Genomic DNA, 21,559 nt, shown 5'->3' with positions numbered 1-21,559 from the left:
AGCGGTTAGTGGTTGGCGGTTAGGGGTTAGTGAAGAGGCGCGGCATCGCGCCTCTTTGCGTTTGTGCGAACTCACCAGCGATGATCATGACCACCGGCGTCTCTTCTTCCACCAACCGCCAACCGCTAACCGCTAACCGCTGGCTGCGCTGTGGCCGTCACACGCTCGACCTGTCCCAGCCCGTGGTGATGGGCATCCTGAACGTCACGCCGGATTCCTTTTCCGATGGCGGCCGGTTCATCGGACTGTCACGGGCGCTCGAGCAGGCGCAACGCATGATCGAGCAGGGCGCCGGCATGATCGATGTGGGCGGCGAATCGACACGGCCTGGCGCCGCGGACGTGAGCGAAGAAGAGGAAATTCGCCGCGTCATCCCCGTCATCGAAGCGCTCGCCGCGCGCACCTCCGTGCCCATTTCCGTCGACACCAGCAAGGCCGCCGTCATGTCCGCCGCAGTCGCCGCGGGGGCAAGTCTGATCAATGACGTTCGTGCGCTTCGTGAGCCCGGCGCCCTCGAAGCCGCAGCGAGCACCCACGCGGCGGTGTGCCTGATGCATATGCAAGGGCAGCCTCGCACCATGCAGCACGAGCCCCACTATGAGGACGTAGTAGGCGAAGTGACAGCGTTCCTGGAGCAGCGGATCGAGGCTTGCGCGGCCGCTGGGATCGGCCGTGAGCGCCTGGTTCTGGACCCCGGAATCGGCTTCGGCAAGCGTCTCGAACATAATCTGACCCTGCTGGCCCATTTGCCCCAGCTGGGGCGCTCGGGCGTGCCCGTGCTGGTGGGGGTGTCCCGTAAATCCATGTTCCAGACGCTGCTGGGCCGGCCGGTGGAGCAACGCCTGGCCGGCGGGCTGGCGGTGGCCACCGCCGCCGTTCTGGCCGGTGCTGCTATCCTTCGCGTCCACGACGTGGCCGAGACGGTGGACGCCGTGAAAGTCGCTCAGGCCCTGCGCGCCGCCGGCTACCAACCGGCGACTAGCTGACTGGCCAGCTGACATCGTCCGACCGATCACCAGTCATTAGTCACTAGTCACTTCGGGGTTTTACTTTGAGCCGCAAATACTTTGGCACCGATGGCGTGCGTGGCCGCGTTGGCGAGCATCCGCTCACCGTGGAATTCGCATTGAAGCTGGCGAGCTCGGCGGCGCGCGTGCTGGCGCCCAAGGGCGGCACGGTGCTGGTGGGCAAGGACACGCGCATCTCCGGTTACATGTTCGAGTCGGCGCTGGAAGCAGGTTTCGTGGCCTCGGGCGTGAACGTGATGCTGATCGGTCCCTTGCCGACGCCCGGCATCGCGTATCTCACCAAGCGCTTCGAATGTGACTTCGGCGTGGTGATCAGCGCCTCGCACAATCCCTACGAAGACAACGGCATCAAGTTCTTCGATCGCAACGGCGGCAAGCTGAGCGACGAGATCGAGGCGCAGATCGAGCAGTACCTGGACGAGCCGCCGCTGACGCGAAGCTCGAGCGAGCTCGGGCGCGCGTCGCGCGTCGACAAGTCGCGCGTGCGCTACCAGGAATTCGTGATGAGCACCGTGCCGGGCCTGGATCTGTCGGACTTCAAGCTCGTCATCGATTGCGCCAACGGCGCCGGCTACAAAGTCGGGCCGCGCATCCTCGCCGATCTCGGCGCCGAGATCGTGCCGATCGGCTCCTCGCCGAATGGCCGGAACATCAACTTGAATTGCGGCTCGACGTCGCCGAGCCTGTTGCAGCTGACGGTGCCGGGAGTGCAGGCGCAGGCCGGCATCGCGCTCGACGGCGACGGCGATCGCCTGGTGATGGTCGACAACCTGGGTCGCACCGTCGACGGCGATCAACTGCTGTACATCATCGCTTGCGCGCGCCATCGCCAAGGTCTGCTCAAAGGGCCGGTGGTCGGCACGGTCATGAGCAATCTCGGCCTGGAGCATGCGCTGCAGAAAGAAGGCATCGAGTTCAAGCGCGCCAAGGTGGGCGACCGCTACGTGATGGAGATGTTGAAGGAGACCGGCGGCACACTGGGCGGCGAGACGTCGGGTCACCTGCTGTGCCTCGATCACACTACCACCGGCGATGCGTTGATCAGCGCCTTGCAGGTGCTGGCCATCATGAAGGAGACCGGCAGCAGTCTCGCAGAGCTGGCGGCGCCGATGCCGAAGTATCCGCAGGTGATGGAGAACGTGCGCGTCGCGAAGAAGATCGACCCCTTCAGCTCGCCGCAGATCACTGAAGCCATCTCGCGCGCCGAGGCCCGGTTGGCGCAGAGCGGCCGCATCGTGCTGCGGCCCTCGGGTACTGAACCCGTGATCCGGGTCATGGTCGAAGGCAGGGACGAAAAGCTGGTCCGGGAGATCTGCCGGGAACTGGCGGCGACCGTCGCCAGCGCCGCCGAGCAGAAGGTGGCGGTGGGCTGAGGATTGGCGGGGCGAAGCCGGTGCCAAATCTCATTTGGGAGACATCCGGTTCGATCTGCTTGGGTTTGATTTCATTCGGGTTTGATTTCGGGCAAGGGCGCCGCTAAGCTTCCGCGCCCTTCGCAGGGGCGGCCCGAACCAACTGTGGAGGTACTGCCGATGCGCCGGCCATTCATTGCCGGGAATTGGAAGATGCACGGCTCGCGCGCGGAGAACGCCGAGCTGATCGAGCGCCTGTTGCTGGGCTTGCCCGCGCAGACCACCTTCGACATCGCCGTGTGTCCGCCCAATGTGTACCTCTGGGAAGTGGGTCGTTTGCTGAAGGATTCGATCGTGAAGCTGGGGGCGCAGACGGTGTGTGCCGAGGCCGTCGGCGCGTTCACCGGCGAAACCTCGGCGGCCATGTTGAAGGACGTCGGTTGCACCTACGTCATCGTGGGCCACTCCGAGCGTCGCACGATCTATCGCGAGGACGACGCGCTGGTGGCACGCAAGTTTCTCGCGGCGCAGTCGCAGGGTCTGATCCCGATCCTCTGCGTCGGCGAAACCCTGGAAGAGCGGGAAAAAGGGCAGACCATGCAAGTGGTCTCCCGGCAACTGGCAGCCGTGCTGGATGTGTGTGCCCCGGGCGCGTTCCAGCAGGCGGTGGTGGCGTACGAGCCGGTCTGGGCGATCGGCACGGGCAAAAACGCGACGCCGGAGCAGGCGCAGGAAGTTCACGCACATATTCGCGCCGAGGTGGCCGCCCGTGATGCTAAGATCGCGGCCGGTTTACGGGTGCTCTATGGCGGCAGCGTGAAAGCCGGCAACGCGAAGGAGATCTTCGCCATGCCGGACGTCGATGGTGGATTGATCGGCGGCGCGTCGCTGAAAGCGGATGAGTTTCTGAAGATCTGCGCCGCGGCCCAGGCTCATTGAGCTCGGCGGCGGGGACGGATTTAAGTCTGTCCCCATTAGTGGCAGGAATTGGATCGTATGAACTGGTTACATTCGGCGGTGGTGATTGCTCACCTGTTGATCGCCGCGGCCATCGTAGGGCTGGTGTTACTGCAGCGGGGCAAAGGCGCCGATGCGGGCGCCGGCTTCGGCGCGGGTGCGTCGGGCACCGTGTTCGGTGCTCGCGGCTCGGCGTCGTTCCTGTCGCGCACCACTGCGACGCTCGCGGCGCTGTTCATCGCAACGAGCCTGACGCTGGCATACCTCGGCGGTCGGCCGGCCGAGGCACCGAAGAGCGTGATCGATCGCGTGAATATTCCGGACGCGGCGCCGGCGTTGCCTTCGGTATCGCCAGCCGATCCGGCCAATGATCAGCCAAGCCACGATCAGGCGGTCGAACAGCCCGCCGCGCCGGCACCTCAACCGGCACCGGCCGAGCCGCCCAAACAATAACGGGCAGTCACCGGGCGTCGGCGTCGGACTGATCATTAGTGATTTTCAGGCAGCAGTTTTAGGGTAAATGCCCAGGGGCTTTTAGAGTCGATTCAGTGCGGCTGTGGTGGAACTGGTAGACACGCTACCTTGAGGTGGTAGTGGAGCAATCCGTGGAGGTTCGAGTCCTCTCAGCCGCACCAGATTTTCGATTCCGAGCCCAGCGTTCATGCGCGAAGAAGGCTGCCTTCGTGCAATTCTTATAGAACCCTTTTCGGACCGTCCTGATACAATGCGCGCCGCCGCCGGACCCGGCGCGTCAGCAGCTTACGTGATGTTGCAGAACTACGTTCCCATCCTGATCTTTCTGGGCGTGGCCGGCGTGCTCGGCTCGGTGCTCATCGGCCTGGGCTTTCTGCTCGGCCCACGCAAGCCCGACCCTGAAAAGCTCTCCGCCTATGAGTGCGGCTTCGAGGCTTATACCGATACGCGCATGAAATTCGACGTGCGCTATTACCTGGTCGCCATCCTGTTCATCGTCTTCGACCTGGAAATCGCCTTCTTGTTTCCCTGGGCTGTGGCGCTCGAGTCGGTCGGCATGGTCGGCCTGGCGGCCATGGGTGTTTTCCTGGCGGTCCTGGTGGTGGGCTTCGTGTACGAGTGGAAGAAAGGGGCGCTGGAATGGGATTGACTGCTCCCACCGCCGAGACACCGGACGCCGCGGTTACGCAACGCGGCTTCATGACGACCACGGTCGATTCGCTGGTCAACTGGGCGCGCACCGGCTCGATGTGGCCGATGACTTTCGGTCTGGCTTGTTGCGCCGTCGAGATGATGCACGCGGGCGCGGCCCGTTATGACCTCGATCGTTTCGGCATCGTGTTCCGTCCGAGCCCGCGCCAGTCGGACGTGATGATCGTGGCCGGCACGCTGGTGAACAAGATGGCGCCGGCGCTGCGCAAGGTTTATGACCAGATGCCCGAGCCGCGCTGGGTGATTTCGATGGGCTCCTGCGCCAACGGCGGCGGCTATTACCACTACTCGTATGCGGTAGTGCGCGGCTGCGACCGGATCGTTCCGGTCGATGTGTACGTGCCGGGCTGCCCGCCGAGTGCCGAAGCATTGCTGTACGGCATCCTGCAACTGCAGAACAAGATCCGCCGCACCAGCACGATCGCGCGATGACCGCGCGTCGAATGATGCCCGCTAGGGCTTGAGTTAGCGAGAACGGGATGAGTTCACGTACCGAGACATTGGCCTCGCGACTGACGGCGCGCTTTGCTCAGGAGCTGCGGGCATTGCCGGCGTTGCCGGGCGACGTTGCATTCGAAGTCGATGCCGAGAATCTGCTCGCGGTCTGCAAGGAGCTGCGTGACAACGCCGATTTCGGTTTCGAGCAGCTGATCGATCTGGCCGGCGTGGACTTTCTGGATTACGGCCGCGAGGAATGGAACACCTACGCCTCGACCGCGACCGGTTTCAGCCGTGGCGTGAATCGCATCAAGGAGAGGGTCGGCGAGCCGCAGAGCAAGCGTTTCGCGGTGACCTATCAGTTGCTGTCGATCTCCAACAATTGGCGCCTGCGCCTGCGCAGTTTCGCCAGCGATGGCGAGCCGCCGGTGATCGACTCCGTGGTCGACATCTGGAACAGCGCCAACTGGTTCGAGCGCGAAGCGTTCGACCTGTTCGGCATCATGTTCCGCAATCATCCCGACCTGCGCCGCCTGCTTACCGACTACGGCTTCATCGGCCATCCGTTCCGCAAGGACTTCCCGCTGATCGGCAACGTCGAAGTCAAGTACGACACCAACAAGGGACGTGTGGTGTATCAGCCGGTGAGCATCGAGCCCCGCACACTCGTGCCTCGCGTGATTCGCGAGGACAACCGTTACGACCAGGTGCTGAGAGAAGTGCCGGTCGGCGCCGCCGTGCCCAACTCTGGCGGTTGATAGGTTAGCCATGGCAGATATCCACAATTTCACGCTGAACTTCGGCCCGCAGCATCCGGCGGCGCACGGCGTCTTGCGCCTGGTGCTGGAGATGGACGGCGAGGTCATTCAAAAGGCCGACCCGCACGTCGGTCTGTTGCATCGAGCCACCGAGAAGCTGGCCGAGTCGAAGCCGTTCAATCAGTCGATCGGCTACATGGATCGGCTCGACTACGTGTCGATGATGTGCAACGAGCACGCCTACGTGATGGCGATCGAGAAGCTGCTGGGCATTCAGATCCCCGAGCGCGCTCAGTACATCCGCGTGATGTTCGACGAGATCACGCGCATCCTGAACCACTTGATGTGGCTCGGCGCGCACGGCCTCGATATCGGCGCGATGACCGTGTTCCTGTACGCGTTCCGCGAGCGCGAAGATCTGATGGACGTGTACGAGGCCGTCTCCGGCACGCGCATGCACGCGACCTACTATCGTCCGGGCGGTGTGTATCGCGATCTGCCGGACTCGATGCCGAAGTACCAGCCATCCAAGTGGCGTTCGCAGGCCGACGTCGATCGCCTCAACGAGCGTCGTCGCGGCAGCATGCTCGACTTCATCGATGACTTTTGCGCGCGCTTCCCGGCGAACGTCGACGAGTACGAAACATTGCTCACCGACAACCGCATCTGGAAACAGCGCACGGTGAACATTGGCGTGGTCTCGCCGGAGCGGGCGCTGCAACTGGGCTTCACTGGCCCGATGCTGCGTGGCTCGGGCATCGCATGGGACCTGCGCAAGAAGCAGCCCTACGAAGTCTACGATCGCATGGATTTCGACATCCCGGTCGGCGTGAACGGCGATTGCTACGACCGTTACCTGGTGCGCGTCGAGGAGATGCGCCAGTCGAACCGCATCATCAAGCAGTGCGTCGACTGGCTGCGCGCCAACCCCGGCCCGGTGATGATCAACGACCACAAGGTGTCGGCGCCCAAGCGCGAAGAGATGAAAGGCGACATGGAATCGCTGATTCATCACTTCAAGCTGTACACCGAAGGCTACTGCGTGCCGGCGGGCGAAACGTATGCCGCAGTGGAAGCGCCCAAGGGCGAGTTCGGTATCTATCTCGTGTCTGACGGCGCCAACAAGCCTTATCGCTTGAAGTGCCGCGCGCCGGGTTTCTCGCATCTGGCTTCGCTTGAAGAGATGGTGAAGGGTCACCTGCTCGCGGACGTGGTGGCGGTGATCGGCACGCAGGACATCGTATTCGGGGAAATCGACCGGTGACTAGTAACAACCATCAATCCGGGCACGAACCTACTTCCGGCGGCGACTACAAGGGCGTGCTGTCCGAGCACGCGCGCCACGAGATCGATCACTGGCTGACCAAGTTTCCGCCGGAGCGCAAGCGCTCGGCGGTGATCGCCGCGCTGCGCGCCGTGCAGCACGACATCGGCGGTTATCTCACCAAGGAAGCGATGGACGCGGTGGCCGAGTACATCGGCCTGCCGCCAATCCAGGTGTACGAGGTCGCGACGTTCTATTCGATGTTCGAGACCAAGCCGGTCGGACGCCACAGCATTTCCGTGTGCACCAACATCTCGTGCATGTTGCGCGGTGGCGAGGACATGTTGTCGCACGTCGAGAAGCGGCTCGGCATCAAGGTGGGCGAGAGCACGCCGGACGGCCGCTTCTACCTGAAGCGCGAGGAGGAATGCCTCGCCGCCTGTAACAACGCGCCGATGATGATGGTCGATCACGTGTACTACGAGAATCTCACACCCGAGAAGATCGACGAGATTCTGGATCGTCACAAGTGATCGCGCGCCACGCGCTTACCGATAGCCATCGCCACCATGACTGACGAATCAAACAAACTGCTGTTGGGCAAGTATCCGAGCAACTTCGTTTGCTTCGCGACGCTTGGCATGGAACGGCCCTCGTCGATCGACACCTATCGCAAGACCGGCGGCTACGAGGCGTGGGAGAAGATCCTGCGCGAGAAGACGCCGAAAGAGGAGATCATCGAGCAGGTGAAGGCCTCGGGTCTGCGGGGCCGCGGCGGCGCCGGCTTCCCGACCGGCATGAAGTGGAGCTTCATGCCTCGCAATGCGCCGGGCCAGAAGTACGTCGTCTGCAATTCGGACGAGAGCGAGCCCGGCACCTGTCACGACCGCGACATCCTGCGTTACAACCCGCACGCGCTGATCGAGGGCATGGCCATCGGCGGTTACGCGATGGGTGCAACCGTCGGCTACAACTACATCCGCGGCGAGTTCCTCGAGGAACCGGTGCCGCGTTTCGAAGAAGCTTTGAAAGAGGCTTACGCCGCCGGTTTGCTCGGTAAGAACATTCTCGGCTCGGGCGTGGACTTCGATTTGTATACCTTCGTCGGCGCGGGTGCTTATATCTGCGGTGAAGAGACCGCGCTGCTGGAATCGCTGGAAGGCAAGCAAGGCCGTCCGCGTTTCAAGCCGCCGTTCCCCGCGAACTTCGGCCTCTACGGCAAGCCGACCACGATCAACAACACGCAGAGCTATGCGTCGGTGCCGACCATTCTGCGCAAGGGCCCGAAGTGGTTCACCGATCTGGGCGTGCCCAATGCCGGCGGCACGATGATCTTCTCCATCTCCGGGCACGTGAACAAGCCGCAGAACATCGAGCTGCCGCTGGGTATTCCATTCAAGGATCTGCTGGAGATCTGCGGCGGCGTGCGCGACGGCCGCAAGTTGAAAGCCGTGATCCCCGGCGGTGTGTCCGTTCCGGTGGTGCCGGGCGAGGCCATGATGACGGCCACGATGGACTACGACGGTGTGCGCAAGGTCGGTTCCAGCCTCGGCACCGGATCGATGATCGTGATGGACGAGACCACCTGCATGGTCAGGGCGCTGGAGCGCATCTCACGTTTCTATTACGCCGAGTCGTGCGGCCAGTGCACGCCGTGCCGCGAAGGCACCGGCTGGATGAACCGCGTCATCAAGCGAATGCTGGCGGGGCAGGGCAAGAAGTCCGATCTGGACATGCTGGTCGATGTCGCCAACAAGATCGAAGGCCACACCATCTGCGCCTTCGGCGACGCTGCCGCCTGGCCGGTGCAGAGCTTCATGAAGCACTACCGGCACGAGTTCGAATACATCGTCGAGCATGGCCACAGCATGGTCGATAAGGAGCGGCGCGCGCAGGCCGCCTGAGTGAGACCCAAGCATGAGTGACGAGGTCAACATTGAAGTCAACGGCGTGCCCATGAAGGCACGCAAGGGTCAGATGGTGATCCAGGTGACGGACGCGAACGACGTGTACGTCCCGCGTTTCTGTTATCACGAGAAACTGCCGATCGCCGCCAACTGCCGCATGTGCCTGGTGGAGGTGGAGAAGGCGCCGAAGCCGATGCCGGCGTGCGCCACTCCCGTGGCCGAAGGCATGAAGGTTTTCACCAAGTCGCCCAAGGCCATCGCCGCGCAGCGCGCCGTGATGGAGTTTCTGCTGATCAATCATCCGCTCGATTGCCCGATCTGCGATCAGGGCGGCGAGTGCGAGCTGCAGGACCTGGCGATGGGCTTCGGCCGCGGCATCTCGCGTTACACCGAGCGTAAGCGCGTCGTCAAAGACAAGAACCTCGGGCCGCTCGTGTCCACGGACATGACCCGTTGCATTCACTGCACCCGCTGCGTGCGCTTCACGCAGGACGTGCAGGGCTTCCAGGAGCTGGGCACCATCGGCCGCGGCGAGATGACAGAGATCGGCACGTTCATCGAGAAGAGCGTCGATCACGAGCTGTCGGCCAACATCATCGACCTGTGCCCGGTCGGCGCGTTGAACAACAAGCCGTATCGCTATCGCGCGCGTGCCTGGGAAATGACTCAGCATCCGCTGATCTCTCCGCACGATGCCGTTGGCACGAACATCTACGCGCACGTGCTGCGTGGTCGCGTGATGCGCATCGTGCCGCGTGCCAATGAAGATGTGAACGAGACCTGGATCGCCGATCGCGATCGTTTCAGCTACCAGGGCATCTACAGCGACGATCGCTTGCTGAAGCCATCGATTCGCGAGAACGGCGTGCTGCAGGAGACCGATTGGGAGACGGCGCTGCAGAAGGTCGCCGAGAAGCTGGGCCGCATCGCCAAGCAACATGGCGGCGGACAGATCGGTGCGATTGCATCTGCGAATTCGACCTTGGAAGAGCTGTTCCTGTTCTCGCGCATCGCGCGCGGCCTGGGCAGCAGCAATCTGGATCATCGTCTGCGTCGCAGTGATTTCCGCGACGAAGCCAGCGATCCATTGTTCCCGTCGCTCGGCGTTTCGATCCGCGAGCTGGAGACGGCCAACAGCGTGCTGGTGGTCGGCTCGAACCTCCGCAAGGAAGTGCCGCTGCTCGCGCACCGCATTCGCAAGGCTGCGCTGAACGGCGGCAAGGTGTCGTTCATCAACGCGCTGCGTTACCAATATCTGTTCCCGGTAGCGGGCTATCTCGCTTCGGACGGCAGCGGCTCGCTCGATCATCTGGTGAACATCGTGGTGGCCGCATGCAACGCCGCTGGCAAAGCAGTGCCGCGCTCGGTTGCCGCGCTCGCCTCGCAAGCTCAGCCGAACGACACGCACAAAGCCATTGCTCAGCAGCTGAGCGAAGGCGAGCGTCGCTTGATCCTGCTCGGCGCCATCGCGCAGCGCGATCCCGCATTCGCGGATCTGCGGCTGGCCGCGAGCGCGCTGGCTGAAGTGACCGGCGCTACGCTCGGTTACCTGCCGGAAGGTGGCAACGCCGCTGGTGCTCACCTCGTCGGGTTCTTGCCGGGCCGCTCTATCGGCGGCCTGCCGGTCCAGGCCGCGGGCTTGAATGTGGCCGACATGTTTGCCGCCAAGCTCAAGGCATACATCCTGTTCGGTGCCATTGAGCCGCAGCTCGACATCGCCGCCGAGAATGCGAGCGCCGCGCTCGAAGGTGCGGACTTCGTTGTCGCGCTGTCGCCGTATTCGACGGCGGCCGAATTCGCCGATGTCGTGTTGCCGATCGGCACGTTCGCCGAAACAGCCGGTACGTACGTGAACCTCGAAGGACGCTGGCAAAGCGTGCCGGGCGCCGCCGCGCCGGTGGGCGAGTCGCGGCCTGGTTGGAAAGTGCTGCGCGTGCTAGCGAATCTGCTGGATCTGCCGGGCTTCGAATACACCGCCGCCGATCAGATCACGGCGGACATTCGCAAGGCGCTGGACGAGGCCGGCACGTTCACTGCGAAGCCTGCGACTCACACACTGCAGGCGAAAGCCGCGAGTGCGCCGGTCGTGCGTGATGTGCCCATCTATCAGGTCGACGCCATGGTGCGTCGTTCGTCGGCGTTGCAAAACACGCGTGAAGGTCGCGAAACCCTGCGAGGACAGGACGCGTGAGCACGATTCCCGAGTTTGTAAACAATCTGCTGTCGTTCCTGCCGGAATGGATTCGCGCCGTGGTTTTCTACGGCGTAGTCGCGGTGGTCCTGTTCATCAGCGTGATCTTGACGATGGCCTTCCTGACGCTGGCCGAGCGTCGCGTCATCGGCTCCATGCAGGTGCGCATCGGTCCGAATCGCGTCGGCCCTGGCGGCTTGCTGCAGCCGTTCGCGGACGTGTTGAAGCTGATGCTCAAGGAAATCGTCATCCCGACGGCCTCGAGCAAGTTCCTGTTCGTCATCGCGCCGCTGCTGGCTGTGATTCCCGCGTTGGCCGCGTGGGCCGTCGTGCCGTTGTGGCCGGGTTTCGTGGCCGCCGACATCAACGCCGGCTTGTTGTACCTGCTGGCACTGAGCTCGGCCGGTGTGTACGGCGTGATCCTCGCCGGTTGGGCGACCAACTCGAAGTACGCGTTCCTCGGTGCCATGCGCGCCGCGGCGCAGATGGTCGCCTATGAAATCGCGATGGGCTTCGCCCTGGTCGGGGTGGTGATGGCGGCCGGTTCGCTGAACCTCGGCGACATCATCGAGCGACAGGCCGGCGGCCACTTCAGCTACTTCTTCTGGTGGATGATTCCGCTGTTCCTGGTCTATTTCATCTCGGGCGTGGCCGAAACCAACCGCGCGCCGTTCGACGTGGTGGAAGGCGAGTCGGAAATCGTCGCCGGCTTCCACGTCGAGTACTCGGGCATGGCGTTCGCCGTGTTCTTCGTGGCCGAGTACGTGAACATGATCCTGATCTCCACGCTGACCGCGATCTTCTTCTTCGGCGGCTGGCTGTCGCCGTTCGAGAGCTGGTCGTTCATGCCGGAGTTCCTGCGCGCGAGCGGCTTCCACTGGCTGTTCATCAAGCTCGCGTTCTTCCTGTTCTGTTACCTGTGGTTCCGTGCCACGTTCCCGCGTTACCGCTACGACCAGATCATGCGTCTGGGCTGGAAGGTGTTCATTCCGGTGACGCTGGTGTGGCTGGCGGTGCTGGGCGTGTTCTTCGCGTACGACATCGGACCGTGGGCTAAATAAGGCGAGAGCCCAGAGAATGCTATGAAAACGCCTGCCAGTTTCTTCAAGACCTTCTTCCTGACCGAGCTGATTCTCGGCTTGTACGTGACGCTGCGTCAGTTCGCCGCGCGTCCCAACATCACCGTGCAGTACCCGGAGGAGAAGACTCCGCAATCGCCTCGTTATCGCGGTCTGCATGCGCAGCGCCGCTATGCGAACGGCCAGGAACGCTGCATCGCCTGCAAGCTGTGCGAAGCGGTGTGCCCGGCGCTGGCGATCACCATCGAATCCGACGTGGCCGCCGACGGCACGCGCCGCACGACCCGTTACGACATCGACCTGTTCAAGTGCATCTACTGCGGCTTCTGCGAAGAGGCCTGCCCGGTGGACGCCATCGTCGAGACGCGCATCCATGAGTACCACATGGAGAATCCCGGCGAGAACATCATGACCAAGGACAAGCTGCTGGCCATCGGCGACCGGTACGAAGCCATGATCGCGGCCGACAAAGCCGCCGACGCGAGATACCGCTAGCCATGTCCATCACCGAAATCCTGTTCTACGCTTTCTCCGGTGTGCTGCTGGTGTCGGCCATCGGTGTCATCACCGCGCGCAATCCGGTGCACGCGGCGCTCTTCCTGGTGTTCTCGTTCTTCAACAGCGCCATCCTGTGGATCCTGCTGGAAGCCGAGTTTCTCGCCATCGTGCTGGTGCTCGTCTACGTCGGCGCGGTGATGGTGTTGTTCCTGTTCGTGGTCATGATGCTAGACATCAAGGTCGCGGAGGTGCGAGAGGGCTTCACCCGCTATGCGCCGCTGGGCGCGTTGATCGCGCTGATCGTGGTCGCAGAGATCGGTAGCGTCGTGTACGTGAAGAGCCTGGGCACTGAAATCACGCCCGTCGCCCAGGTGGCGGTGGAGGAGGGCTACAGCAACACCGGCGCGCTCGGCCAGTTGCTCTACACAAAATATCTGTATCCGTTCGAGCTCGCAGCCGTGATCCTGCTGCTTGCCATTGTGGCGGCGATCGTGCTGACCATGCGTCGGCGCGCCGGCCTGAAGCAGCAGGATGTGAGTGCGCAGGTGTCCGTGCGTGCGCGTGACCGCATCAGGGTGGTCAAGATGGAGCCGGAGAAGAAGTCATGATCTCCCTCAACTTCGTACTGATGCTCGCGGGCATCCTGTTCGCACTCAGCGTCGCCGGCATCTTCCTCAACCGGAAGAACGTGATCCTGCTGCTGATGTGCATCGAGCTGATGCTGCTCGCGGTGAACTTCAACTTCGTGGCCTTCGCACGGCAGCTGGGCGACCTGGGCGGGCAGGTGTTCGTGTTTTTCATTCTCACGGTCGCCGCCGCCGAGTCCGCTATCGGCCTGGCCATTCTGGTGGTGCTGTTCCGCGAGCGTAAGAGCATCAATGTCGAGCAGCTCGACTCCATGAAAGGCTAGAGCCCGGATCAACAAGAAATGATCTCGCAATCCGTACTCCTGACCATCGTTCTCGCGCCGCTCATCGCCTGCCTGCTGGCGGGCATTGGCGGCAAGGTCATCGGCCGTGTCGGCGCTCACACCGTCACGATCGCCGGTGTCGCCCTGTCGTTCGGCCTGTCGGCCTATGTGTTGAAGCTGCTGCTCGACGGCGCGCCCGTCGTGAACGAGACGGTCTACACCTGGCTGGTCAGCGACAACATCCGCATGGAGGTCGGCTTCCTGGTCGACAACCTGAGCGCCATGATGATGACCGTGGTGACCTTCGTGTCGCTGTGCGTGCACGTCTACACCATCGGTTACATGCGGGACGACCCGGGCTATCAGCGCTTCTTCTCGTACATCTCGTTGTTCACCTTCTCCATGCTGATGCTGGTGATGTCGAACAACTTCATGCAGCTGTTCTTCGGCTGGGAAGCGGTCGGCGTGGTGTCGTACCTGCTGATCGGTTTCTGGTACACGCGGCCGTCGGCGATCTTCGCCAACCTGAAGGCGTTCCTGGTCAATCGCGTCGGCGACTTCGGCTTCGTGCTCGGCATCGCCGGCGTCGCGTACTACACCGGCTCCATCGACTATGCGACGGTGTTCGCGCAGCGTGACGCGATCGTCGCGAGCACGATGGAGATCTTCCCGGGCGTGGAGTGGCAGGCGATCACCGTCGTTTGCATCTGCCTGTTCATCGGCGCCATGGGTAAGTCGGCGCAGGTGCCGCTGCACGTGTGGCTGCCGGATTCGATGGAAGGTCCGACGCCGATCTCGGCGCTGATCCACGCGGCGACCATGGTGACCGCGGGCATCTTCATGGTGGCGCGCATGTCGCCGCTATTCGAGTTGTCCGAGACCGCGCTGTCGACGGTGCTGGTCATTGGCGCGACGACCGCGTTCTTCATGGGCCTGCTGGGCCTGGTGAACAACGACATCAAGCGCGTGGTCGCGTACTCGACGCTTTCGCAGCTCGGCTACATGACGGTGGCGTTGGGCGTCTCCGCTTACGCCGGCGCGTTGTTCCATCTCATGACGCATGCGTTCTTCAAGGCGCTGCTGTTCCTGGCTGCGGGCTCGGTGATCATCGGCATGCACCACGAGCAGGACATGCGGAAGATGGGCGGCCTGAAGAAATACATGCCCATCACGTATTGGACTTCGTTCATTGGCACGCTGGCGCTGATCGGCTTCCCGGGCACGTCCGGCTTCTTCTCGAAGGATGCGCTGATCGAAGCGGTGCACGCTTCGCACATTCCGGGCGCGAGCTATGCGTTCTGGTGCGTGACGCTCGGCGTGTTCATCACCGCGTTCTACAGCTTCCGACTGGTGTACATGACGTTCCATGGTCCGGAGCGGTTCCGCGAGGTGTCGCATGACTCGCATGGCGCTCACGACGCGCACAAGGATGCGGCTCATGGCGATGCCCATGGTCATCATGCTGATGCTCACGGGGCGGCCCATGACGATCATGGTCATCACGGTCCGGTCGAGCCGCACGAGAGCCCGGCGGTGGTGTGGCTGCCGCTGGTGCTGCTGGCCATTCCGTCGCTGTTCATCGGCGCCTTCACCATCGGGCCGATGCTGTTCGGCGATTTCTTCAACGGCGTGCTGTACGTCACCGACGAGCACAACACGCTCGGCCATGTCGGAGAGTCCTGGCATGGTCCGCTGCAGTTCATCGTGCACGCATTCCAGGCGCCGACGATCTACCTGGCGTTCGCCGGTTGGGCCGCAGCCTGGTTCCTGTACATCAAGCGTCCTGATCTGCCGGGCGTGATCGCCGGCAAGTTCTCGGTGCTCTACCAGCTGCTCGCCAAGAAGTTCTATTTCGACGAGATCTATCAGGCCGTGTTCGCACGCGGCAGCGTGGGTCTCGGCAATGCGTTGTGGCGTGTCGGTGACGTGGCGCTGATCGATGGCGCGGCGGTCAACGGCTCGGCACGCGTCGTCGGCTGGCTGTCCGGCGTCATGCGGCGGCTGCAGTCCGGTTATCTGTATCACTATGCGTTCGCGATGATCATCGGATTGTCCGTGCTGCTGGCGTGGTATGTGCTGCGGTAATTCACTGTAAGAAAAGCTATGTCGACGATTACCTGGCCCATTCTCAGCGTTCTGATCTGGCTGCCCATCGCCGGCGGCCTCGCCATGCTGTTGCTCGGCGAAAAGGGCATCTCGCTCGGGCGCTGGATCGCGCTCATCACCACCGCCGTCACGTTCGGCATCTCCACTTTGTTGTGGACTCACTTCGACTCCACGACCGCGGCCATGCAGTTCGTCGAGGAGCGCACCTGGATCCCGCTGTTCAACTCGTACTACGCCCTGGGCGTGGACGGGTTCGCGATGCCGCTGATCGTGCTGACCGCGTTCATCACGCCGCTGGTGGTGATCGCCGGCTGGACGGTGATCGAGAGGAAGCCGGCGCAGTACTACGCGTCGTTCCTGATCCTCGAAGGCTTGATGATCGGCGTGTTCGCCGCGCTGGATGCGATGCTGTTCTACGTGCTGTGGGAAGCGATGCTGATCCCGATGTTCATCATCATCGGCATCTGGGGCGGACCGCGCCGCGTGTACGCCACCATCAAGTTCTTCCTGTACACGTTCCTCGGCTCGGTGCTGATGCTGGTGTCGCTGATCTACATGTACCTGCAGACCTGCGAAGCAGGGCAGTGCAGCTACATGATCGCCGACTTCCACCGGCTGCCGCTGAGCCTGAACGAGCAGCTGTTCATCTTCGTCTCGTTCCTTGCTGCGTTCGCGGTGAAGGTGCCGATGTGGCCGGTTCACACCTGGTTGCCGGATGCGCACGTGGAGGCACCGACCGGCGGCTCGGTGATCCTGGCGGCCATCATGCTGAAGATGGGCGGCTACGGTTTCCTGCGGTTCTCGCTGCCGATCACGCCGGACGCGAGCGACGCGCTCGACTGGCTGGTGATTTCGCTGTCGCTGATCGCGGTGGTGTACATCGGCTTCGTCGCCATCGCGCAGCAGGACATGAAGAAGCTGATCGCGTATTCGTCGATCGCACACATGGGCTTCGTCACGCTGGGCTCGTTCCTGACTTTCGAGCTGATGCGCGTCAACTCCGGCGACACCGCCGGCGCCGCGATGGGCATCGACGGCGCGATGGTGCAGATGGTTTCTCACGGCCTGATCTCCGGCGCGATGTTCTTCTGCGTCGGCGTGCTGTATGACCGGGTGCACAGCCGCGAGATCAGCGCGTACGGCGGCGTGGTCAACACGATGCCGGTGTTCGCTGCATTCATGGTGCTGTTCGCGATGGCGAACTCCGGCTTACCCGCGACCTCCGGTTTCGTCGGCGAGTTCCTGGTGATCCTCGCCAGCTTCCGTGCCGATTTCTGGTACGCGTTCCTGGCCGGTCTCACGCTGATTCTCGGCGCCGCTTATACGTTGTGGCTGGTGAAGCGCGTGGTGTTCGGCCCGATCGCGAATCATCACGTCGCCGAGCTGAAGGATGTGAATGGCCGTGAGCTGCTGGTCCTCGGCGTGCTGGCACTGGCGGTGCTCGGCCTGGGCCTGTGGCCGGCTCCTCTGCTGGACGTGATGCGCCCCACGGTCGAGAACCTGGTGCAGCAGATCACCGTGTCCAAGCTCTGAACCTGCACTTCTAAGAATTAGGCACTGTGATGGAAGCTGTAGTAACAAACTTCAATATGCAGGCAGCGGCGGCGGAGATCTTCCTGCTGTCGGCGATCTGCGTGATCCTGCTGGTGGATGTGTTCCTCAGCGACAGCAAGCGCTGGATCACTTACGCACTCTCGATGCTGACGCTGGCCGGCTGTGCCTTCGTCACCGTGCAGTACGCGGTGGACGGCCGAGTCACGGCGTTCGACGGCTCTTTCGTCGCGGACCCGATGGGCGACGTGCTCAAGCTGTTCACGTACGGAACGGTTGCCGTGTCGTTGCTGTACTCGCGCGAGTCTTTGCAGCGGAACGGCATGTTCCGCGGCGAGTATTTCATTCTTGCCTTGCTGGCGATGCTGGGCGTGATGGTGCTGATCTCGGCTGGCAGCCTGCTGACGGCGTATCTCGGCGTCGAACTGCTGGCGCTGTCGCTGTACGCGATGGTCGCCTTCAATCGCGATTCAGGGGTCGCGGCGGAATCGGCGATGAAGTATTTCGTGCTCGGCGCCATCGCCTCGGGCACCTTGCTGTACGGGTTCTCCATCCTTTACGGCGTCACCGGCACGCTGCAGTTGGACGAGCTGGCAATCGCGGTTCGCGAAGTGGGGCCGGGCAACCTGGGCCTGATCTTCGGTCTGGCATTCGTGATCGTCGGCATCGCGTTCAAGTTCGGTGCCGTGCCGTTCCATATGTGGGTGCCGGACGTTTATCACGGGGCCCCGACGGCCGTGACCTTGTTCGTCGGCTCCGCACCGAAGATCGCCTCGTTCGTGCTCGCCATTCGCGTGCTCGCCGAAGGTCTCGATGCGATGGTCGGCAGCTGGCAGAACATGCTGATCGCGATCTCGGTTGCGTCGATGATCATCGGCAACGTGGTCGCCATCGCGCAGACCAATCTCAAGCGCATGCTCGCGTATTCGACGATCTCGCACGTGGGCTTCATCCTGCTGGGCGTTCTCGCCGGCACCAATGAGGGCTACCGCGCGGCGATGTTCTATACGTTGACGTACGTGATCATGGCCGTCGGCTCGTTCGGCATGATCCTGCTGCTGTCCCGGCAGGGCTTCGAAGGCGACCAGCTCGAGGACTTCAAGGGCTTGCAGCGCAAGAGCCCCTGGTTCGCCGCCATGATGATGATGCTCATGTTCAGCACCGCCGGCGTGCCGCCGTTCGTCGGCTTCTGGGCAAAGATCGCCGTGCTCGGTGCGGTGGTAGACGTGGGCTTGGTCTGGCTCGCCGCGGTGGCCGTGCTGCTGTCCGTCATCGGTGCGTTCTACTACCTGCGCGTCATCAAGCTCATGTACTTCGATGAGCCTACCGACACCTACAGCATCGAAGCCGGCGGCACCTTGCGCGCCGTCCTCAGCGCCAATGGCGTCGCCGTGCTGGCCCTCGGAATTTTCCCGTCGGTCCTGCTGGACCTCTGCGCTCGCGTGCTGCCGTAACGGCAGCCGTTCATTCGCGCCCCTTGAAAACCGCCGTCGTCGACTTCATTTACAATTTCGACGACGGCCGTTCTTCGCTGATTTTTCAGCGAATTATTTAGCTTGTAATGTTCGTCGCGGCGCGCTTACAATGCGCGCCCTCCTGGTGCGGGGTGGAGCAGTCTGGCAGCTCGTCGGGCTCATAACCCGAAGGTCGCAGGTTCAAATCCTGCCCCCGCTACCACTTGTCCCTAGCGTCTTTACTAGGGCAGATGTATGAAGGTTCCAGTGAGCTGTCAGCCCGCCGCCGGGCTCTGGAACCAATCGGATTTCCCCGCCAAATAACTCCCGTAGGATCAACCTGGCTTTGGCTGCCGCTCGTGGCTCGCCCTCGAGCCCCAGCGCAATTTGGCGCCTATAGGCTTCGGCTGCCCTCGGCAGCATTGTGAACGCCTTCATCGCTGGCGTAGGCGCCGCCTGCATGCCCCCCAGCTCCCGTGCCTTTGCCTCGGCCCGCTCGATGGCCGCCTGAATTTCGTCCGGAGTCATGTCCGGGTCGCCGCGACGCAGGCGCTCCCTCAGCCGCTCGATCCGGGCAATCAGCTCCTGCAATTCCTGCGGTCGCTCGGCCTCTCGCATTTGGAGTGCACGCAGATGCTCAACGTACAAAGCTCGCATTTCCTTTGCCATGCGCTCGACCCGCTCGGGCGATAGCAAGCCCTTGCGGATCGGATCGAGCAGTACAGCTTCCGCTCGTTGACGACGAACGCGGACGCCGTTGAAACACGCTCGACCGTCGTGGAAACTGGAACAGCCGTAGCTGCGCTGGTCAGTGATGACGTAGTGCGCCCCGCAGGTATCGCAGACTAGAAGTCCTGAGAGCAGAAACTTGGGCTTGCCGCCTGACCTGACGCGTGCGCCTTCCTTTGGCGGGCGCACGCGTCGCTGGGCGCGCTCCCAAAGTTCATCCGAGACGATCCGAAGCGATTCATCGGCGGAGGTGACCCATTCGGATCGGGGGCGCATGACTCGCTTGCGCTTGCCCGTATCTGGGTCCTTTCGCCACTCGCTGGTGTTCCAGTGAACGACGCCGCGATATCTCTCATTCCGGAGGATCACGCGGATTCCGGAACCCATCCAGCCGTCCGCTCGGCGCTGCGACCGCTTCCAGCTCGCACCCGGCGACGGAATGCGTCGGGTGTTCAAGTCGGCCGCGATTGAGCGCGGCGACATGCCGTCTGCAAACCTTCCGAATATCTCCAGCACGATGAATGCCTCGCCACGATCGATCTTGCCGTCCCGGTAACCGTACGCGCGGCCACCCGTCGGGCGGCCTGCCTTCGCTCGGCTTTCCAGTGCGGCATAGGTTCGATCCTTCACCATTTCGCGAAATGCCTCTCCGATGATTCCAGAGAGCCCGGCTTGCAGCTTGTGGCCGCGTCGTGCCGAGTCATAGCCATCCTGCACACCAATGATGCGGATGCCTTTCATGGTGAGCCGGTCAATCATTTTCGATAGATCACCTTGGGAGCGGGACAAGCGCGTCAGGTCCATTACAACAACTACATCGAACCGGCGAGCGAGAGCGTCTTCTTGAAGCCTCAGAACGCCCGGACGATTGCCGAGTGCGGCTCCACTGATTCCTTGATCCTCGAAGCGGTCGACCACAGTCCAGCCTTGTCTATGTATGTAATCCGAGCAGACGCGCACTTGATCTGCAATGGAGGATTCGTTCTGCCGATCCGTGCTGAATCTGGAATAAAGGGCGGCTCTCACTTTCGCGACTCCATCTGTTTCAAGTAGCGATCGATGGCCCGGCGAATCTGCTCACTGACTGGCGTGCCGAGTTTTTCCTTGAGCTTCAAAAGCGTGGCGTGCTGCTCGTGCGTGAGATACACGAGCACCTGCTTCACGTTGACGGGCTTTGATGGCATATCCAGTCCGAGTGCTTGATTGCCTCGGCTGATATTAGCCCTGGTTCTTTTCGTCATCAACGTCGGCGGCTTCCGAAGCCGGTTCTTCAAAGGAATGGGCACCCGCACGCTCTTGGCGCGCTTCGCGCGCGGACAACTCTTGCAGAAGGCGGTCGAGGGCCACGCGCGCGAAGACGCGCGCGAGCTCATCGAGCAAGTCAGGCGGAAAGCTCACTTGCTAAACCGTGTTAGCGCCCGAGATAGACCGCCGTGATTTGTAGACGCTCGTGGCCTAGTTCGTAGCTAATGGTTTGGCGCGCGTGGAAATCCAGCACCCGCTGTTCGGGCGTGAGCATCTGCGCAATCGGGCCACCCGCGGCGGGTGCCTTCCAGCCGGTGAGCGCTTCGTACCGAGCCTGCGCGTATCGATGCCGCAGCCCGTGCATGCGATTCAGACCGGCTGCCTTGCATTGGCCATCGTACAGGTTGCGCTGCTGGATGTATGTTTTGTGAGCCGGAATCAGCGAGCCTGCGCCGGCAAGCCTACGCGCCTGGTCGAGCACGGCGCGCTGTTCGGGCGTCGTGATCGGGATTACTCGCGGACGACCGCCTTTAGTCCACGGTCCCTTAAGCGCGATGTGATCACCCCGATCTGCGTAGCTCGGCTGGAACTTGATGGATTCTTCTCGCCGCAGCCCAAATGCTTCTTGAAGTCGAAGACTCACGAGCACGTGAACATCAGAGACTCGCGCAAGACTATCGCCGAGGCAGCGGGCCTTGTTCTGATTCGTGACGAACTGACGATCAGGAATGGAAAGCCGCGCGTTGTCGGCCGGAATGATGCCCCCTGAGCCTGCGCAGATTAATTGAGTCATCACCCCGGGGATTCTGATCACGGTCGATGAGGCAGCACGGCTCAGTGCCCTCACGGATCGTGACCGATTCGGCGATCGTAGGGGGGCTCAGCTCGCTGGGGTTGGGTCGAGCTT

General features: G+C 62.6%; 21 protein-coding genes, 2 tRNA genes and 1 pseudogene. 20 read left to right on the top strand and 4 right to left on the bottom strand.

Annotation, left to right across the window (positions count from 1 at the left end; genetic code table 11):
- Positions 1 to 86: 86 nt before the first annotated feature.
- The 20 genes from folP (at position 87) to VGE08_RS20665 (ending at position 18,901) form a co-directional block, all read left to right on the top strand.
- A complete protein-coding gene (folP, locus tag VGE08_RS20760) occupies positions 87 to 986 on the top strand; it encodes a dihydropteroate synthase (protein WP_331069831.1) in 900 nt (299 codons plus the stop codon).
- A 65-nt stretch (positions 987 to 1,051) separates the two neighbouring features.
- Complete coding sequence (glmM, locus tag VGE08_RS20755) at positions 1,052 to 2,401, top strand: phosphoglucosamine mutase (protein ID WP_331069830.1); 1,350 nt, start codon at positions 1,052 to 1,054, stop codon at positions 2,399 to 2,401.
- Between the two features lie 159 nt (positions 2,402 to 2,560).
- Complete coding sequence (tpiA, locus tag VGE08_RS20750) at positions 2,561 to 3,319, top strand: triose-phosphate isomerase (RefSeq protein ID WP_349258763.1); 759 nt, start codon at positions 2,561 to 2,563, stop codon at positions 3,317 to 3,319.
- Between the two features lie 57 nt (positions 3,320 to 3,376).
- A complete protein-coding gene (gene secG, locus VGE08_RS20745) occupies positions 3,377 to 3,790 on the top strand; it encodes a preprotein translocase subunit SecG (RefSeq protein ID WP_331069828.1) in 414 nt (137 codons plus the stop codon).
- A 97-nt stretch (positions 3,791 to 3,887) separates the two neighbouring features.
- A tRNA-Leu gene (locus VGE08_RS20740) sits at positions 3,888 to 3,972 on the top strand.
- Between the two features lie 131 nt (positions 3,973 to 4,103).
- Positions 4,104 to 4,460 carry an NADH-quinone oxidoreductase subunit A gene (locus VGE08_RS20735; RefSeq protein WP_331069999.1) on the top strand — a complete coding sequence of 119 codons (357 nt, stop codon included), beginning with the start codon at positions 4,104 to 4,106 and terminating at the stop codon, positions 4,458 to 4,460.
- Complete coding sequence (locus tag VGE08_RS20730; protein WP_349258757.1) at positions 4,451 to 4,954, top strand: NADH-quinone oxidoreductase subunit B family protein; 504 nt, start codon at positions 4,451 to 4,453, stop codon at positions 4,952 to 4,954. The genes VGE08_RS20735 and VGE08_RS20730 overlap by 10 nt, the downstream gene beginning before the upstream one ends.
- A gap of 47 nt (positions 4,955 to 5,001) precedes the next feature.
- Positions 5,002 to 5,718: an NADH-quinone oxidoreductase subunit C gene (locus VGE08_RS20725; RefSeq protein WP_331069827.1), complete on the top strand. Its 717-nt coding sequence runs from the start codon at positions 5,002 to 5,004 to the stop codon at positions 5,716 to 5,718.
- A gap of 10 nt (positions 5,719 to 5,728) precedes the next feature.
- On the top strand, positions 5,729 to 6,982 hold the full coding sequence (locus VGE08_RS20720; protein WP_331069826.1) for an NADH-quinone oxidoreductase subunit D: 1,254 nt from the start codon (positions 5,729 to 5,731) through the stop codon (positions 6,980 to 6,982).
- A gap of 56 nt (positions 6,983 to 7,038) precedes the next feature.
- Positions 7,039 to 7,515: an NADH-quinone oxidoreductase subunit NuoE gene (nuoE, locus tag VGE08_RS20715; protein WP_349258762.1), complete on the top strand. Its 477-nt coding sequence runs from the start codon at positions 7,039 to 7,041 to the stop codon at positions 7,513 to 7,515.
- 36 nt (positions 7,516 to 7,551) lie between these two features.
- Positions 7,552 to 8,886 (top strand): NADH-quinone oxidoreductase subunit NuoF, encoded by a 1,335-nt coding sequence (gene nuoF / locus VGE08_RS20710; protein WP_331069824.1) that lies wholly within the window; start codon positions 7,552 to 7,554, stop codon positions 8,884 to 8,886.
- Positions 8,887 to 8,899: 13 nt separating this feature from the next.
- The gene (gene nuoG / locus VGE08_RS20705) at positions 8,900 to 11,080 is read left to right on the top strand and encodes an NADH-quinone oxidoreductase subunit NuoG (protein ID WP_331069823.1); all 2,181 of its coding nucleotides are present in this window, start codon (positions 8,900 to 8,902) and stop codon (positions 11,078 to 11,080) included.
- Between the two features lie 5 nt (positions 11,081 to 11,085).
- Positions 11,086 to 12,141: an NADH-quinone oxidoreductase subunit NuoH gene (nuoH, locus tag VGE08_RS20700; RefSeq protein ID WP_349258761.1), complete on the top strand. Its 1,056-nt coding sequence runs from the start codon at positions 11,086 to 11,088 to the stop codon at positions 12,139 to 12,141.
- A 21-nt stretch (positions 12,142 to 12,162) separates the two neighbouring features.
- On the top strand, positions 12,163 to 12,654 hold the full coding sequence (gene nuoI / locus VGE08_RS20695) for an NADH-quinone oxidoreductase subunit NuoI (protein ID WP_331069821.1): 492 nt from the start codon (positions 12,163 to 12,165) through the stop codon (positions 12,652 to 12,654).
- Between the two features lie 2 nt (positions 12,655 to 12,656).
- A complete protein-coding gene (locus tag VGE08_RS20690) occupies positions 12,657 to 13,265 on the top strand; it encodes an NADH-quinone oxidoreductase subunit J (protein ID WP_331069820.1) in 609 nt (202 codons plus the stop codon).
- The gene (gene nuoK, locus VGE08_RS20685) at positions 13,262 to 13,567 is read left to right on the top strand and encodes an NADH-quinone oxidoreductase subunit NuoK (protein ID WP_331069819.1); all 306 of its coding nucleotides are present in this window, start codon (positions 13,262 to 13,264) and stop codon (positions 13,565 to 13,567) included. Before VGE08_RS20690 ends, nuoK begins: the two co-directional genes overlap by 4 nt.
- Positions 13,568 to 13,585: 18 nt before the next feature.
- On the top strand, positions 13,586 to 15,652 hold the full coding sequence (gene nuoL, locus VGE08_RS20680; protein ID WP_331069818.1) for an NADH-quinone oxidoreductase subunit L: 2,067 nt from the start codon (positions 13,586 to 13,588) through the stop codon (positions 15,650 to 15,652).
- A gap of 18 nt (positions 15,653 to 15,670) precedes the next feature.
- Complete coding sequence (locus VGE08_RS20675) at positions 15,671 to 17,206, top strand: NADH-quinone oxidoreductase subunit M (RefSeq protein ID WP_331069817.1); 1,536 nt, start codon at positions 15,671 to 15,673, stop codon at positions 17,204 to 17,206.
- Between the two features lie 29 nt (positions 17,207 to 17,235).
- A complete protein-coding gene (nuoN, locus tag VGE08_RS20670) occupies positions 17,236 to 18,678 on the top strand; it encodes an NADH-quinone oxidoreductase subunit NuoN (protein ID WP_331069816.1) in 1,443 nt (480 codons plus the stop codon).
- A 146-nt stretch (positions 18,679 to 18,824) separates the two neighbouring features.
- Positions 18,825 to 18,901, top strand: a tRNA-Met gene (locus VGE08_RS20665).
- Here the strand turns inward: VGE08_RS20665 and VGE08_RS20660 are convergent.
- The 4 genes and pseudogenes from VGE08_RS20660 to VGE08_RS20645 all read right to left on the bottom strand — a co-directional run.
- Complete coding sequence (locus VGE08_RS20660) at positions 18,880 to 20,433, bottom strand: recombinase family protein (RefSeq protein ID WP_331069815.1); 1,554 nt, start codon at positions 20,431 to 20,433, stop codon at positions 18,880 to 18,882. The genes VGE08_RS20665 and VGE08_RS20660 overlap by 22 nt on opposite strands.
- Positions 20,430 to 20,591: a ribbon-helix-helix protein, CopG family gene (locus VGE08_RS20655; RefSeq protein ID WP_331069814.1), complete on the bottom strand. Its 162-nt coding sequence runs from the start codon at positions 20,589 to 20,591 to the stop codon at positions 20,430 to 20,432. The genes VGE08_RS20660 and VGE08_RS20655 overlap by 4 nt, the downstream gene beginning before the upstream one ends.
- Positions 20,592 to 20,625: 34 nt before the next feature.
- On the bottom strand, positions 20,626 to 20,787 hold the full coding sequence (locus VGE08_RS20650; protein ID WP_331069813.1) for a hypothetical protein: 162 nt from the start codon (positions 20,785 to 20,787) through the stop codon (positions 20,626 to 20,628).
- Between the two features lie 31 nt (positions 20,788 to 20,818).
- A pseudogene (locus VGE08_RS20645) lies at positions 20,819 to 21,424 on the bottom strand (integrase domain-containing protein); the annotation flags it as partial.
- Between the last annotated feature and the right edge of the window lie 135 nt (positions 21,425 to 21,559).

Source organism: Steroidobacter sp. (genome assembly GCF_036406195.1).
Lineage (GTDB): Bacteria > Pseudomonadota > Gammaproteobacteria > Steroidobacterales > Steroidobacteraceae > Steroidobacter.
The sequence above is the reverse complement of the archived record's forward strand: the minus strand, read 5'-3'. Positions and strand labels throughout refer to the sequence as shown.

Coding starts and splice junctions, on each gene's coding strand:
- nuoN (WP_331069816.1), top strand. CDS start 17,236: ATGGAAGCTGTAGTAACAAACTTCAATATGCAGGCAGCGGCGGCGGAG.
- nuoI (WP_331069821.1), top strand. CDS start 12,163: ATGAAAACGCCTGCCAGTTTCTTCAAGACCTTCTTCCTGACCGAGCTG.
- VGE08_RS20655 (WP_331069814.1), bottom strand. CDS start 20,591: ATGCCATCAAAGCCCGTCAACGTGAAGCAGGTGCTCGTGTATCTCACG.
- nuoK (WP_331069819.1), top strand. CDS start 13,262: ATGATCTCCCTCAACTTCGTACTGATGCTCGCGGGCATCCTGTTCGCA.
- VGE08_RS20690 (WP_331069820.1), top strand. CDS start 12,657: ATGTCCATCACCGAAATCCTGTTCTACGCTTTCTCCGGTGTGCTGCTG.
- nuoL (WP_331069818.1), top strand. CDS start 13,586: ATGATCTCGCAATCCGTACTCCTGACCATCGTTCTCGCGCCGCTCATC.
- VGE08_RS20725 (WP_331069827.1), top strand. CDS start 5,002: ATGAGTTCACGTACCGAGACATTGGCCTCGCGACTGACGGCGCGCTTT.
- tpiA (WP_349258763.1), top strand. CDS start 2,561: ATGCGCCGGCCATTCATTGCCGGGAATTGGAAGATGCACGGCTCGCGC.
- VGE08_RS20735 (WP_331069999.1), top strand. CDS start 4,104: ATGTTGCAGAACTACGTTCCCATCCTGATCTTTCTGGGCGTGGCCGGC.
- VGE08_RS20720 (WP_331069826.1), top strand. CDS start 5,729: ATGGCAGATATCCACAATTTCACGCTGAACTTCGGCCCGCAGCATCCG.
- folP (WP_331069831.1), top strand. CDS start 87: ATGACCACCGGCGTCTCTTCTTCCACCAACCGCCAACCGCTAACCGCT.
- VGE08_RS20730 (WP_349258757.1), top strand. CDS start 4,451: ATGGGATTGACTGCTCCCACCGCCGAGACACCGGACGCCGCGGTTACG.
- nuoF (WP_331069824.1), top strand. CDS start 7,552: ATGACTGACGAATCAAACAAACTGCTGTTGGGCAAGTATCCGAGCAAC.
- nuoG (WP_331069823.1), top strand. CDS start 8,900: ATGAGTGACGAGGTCAACATTGAAGTCAACGGCGTGCCCATGAAGGCA.
- VGE08_RS20675 (WP_331069817.1), top strand. CDS start 15,671: ATGTCGACGATTACCTGGCCCATTCTCAGCGTTCTGATCTGGCTGCCC.
- secG (WP_331069828.1), top strand. CDS start 3,377: ATGAACTGGTTACATTCGGCGGTGGTGATTGCTCACCTGTTGATCGCC.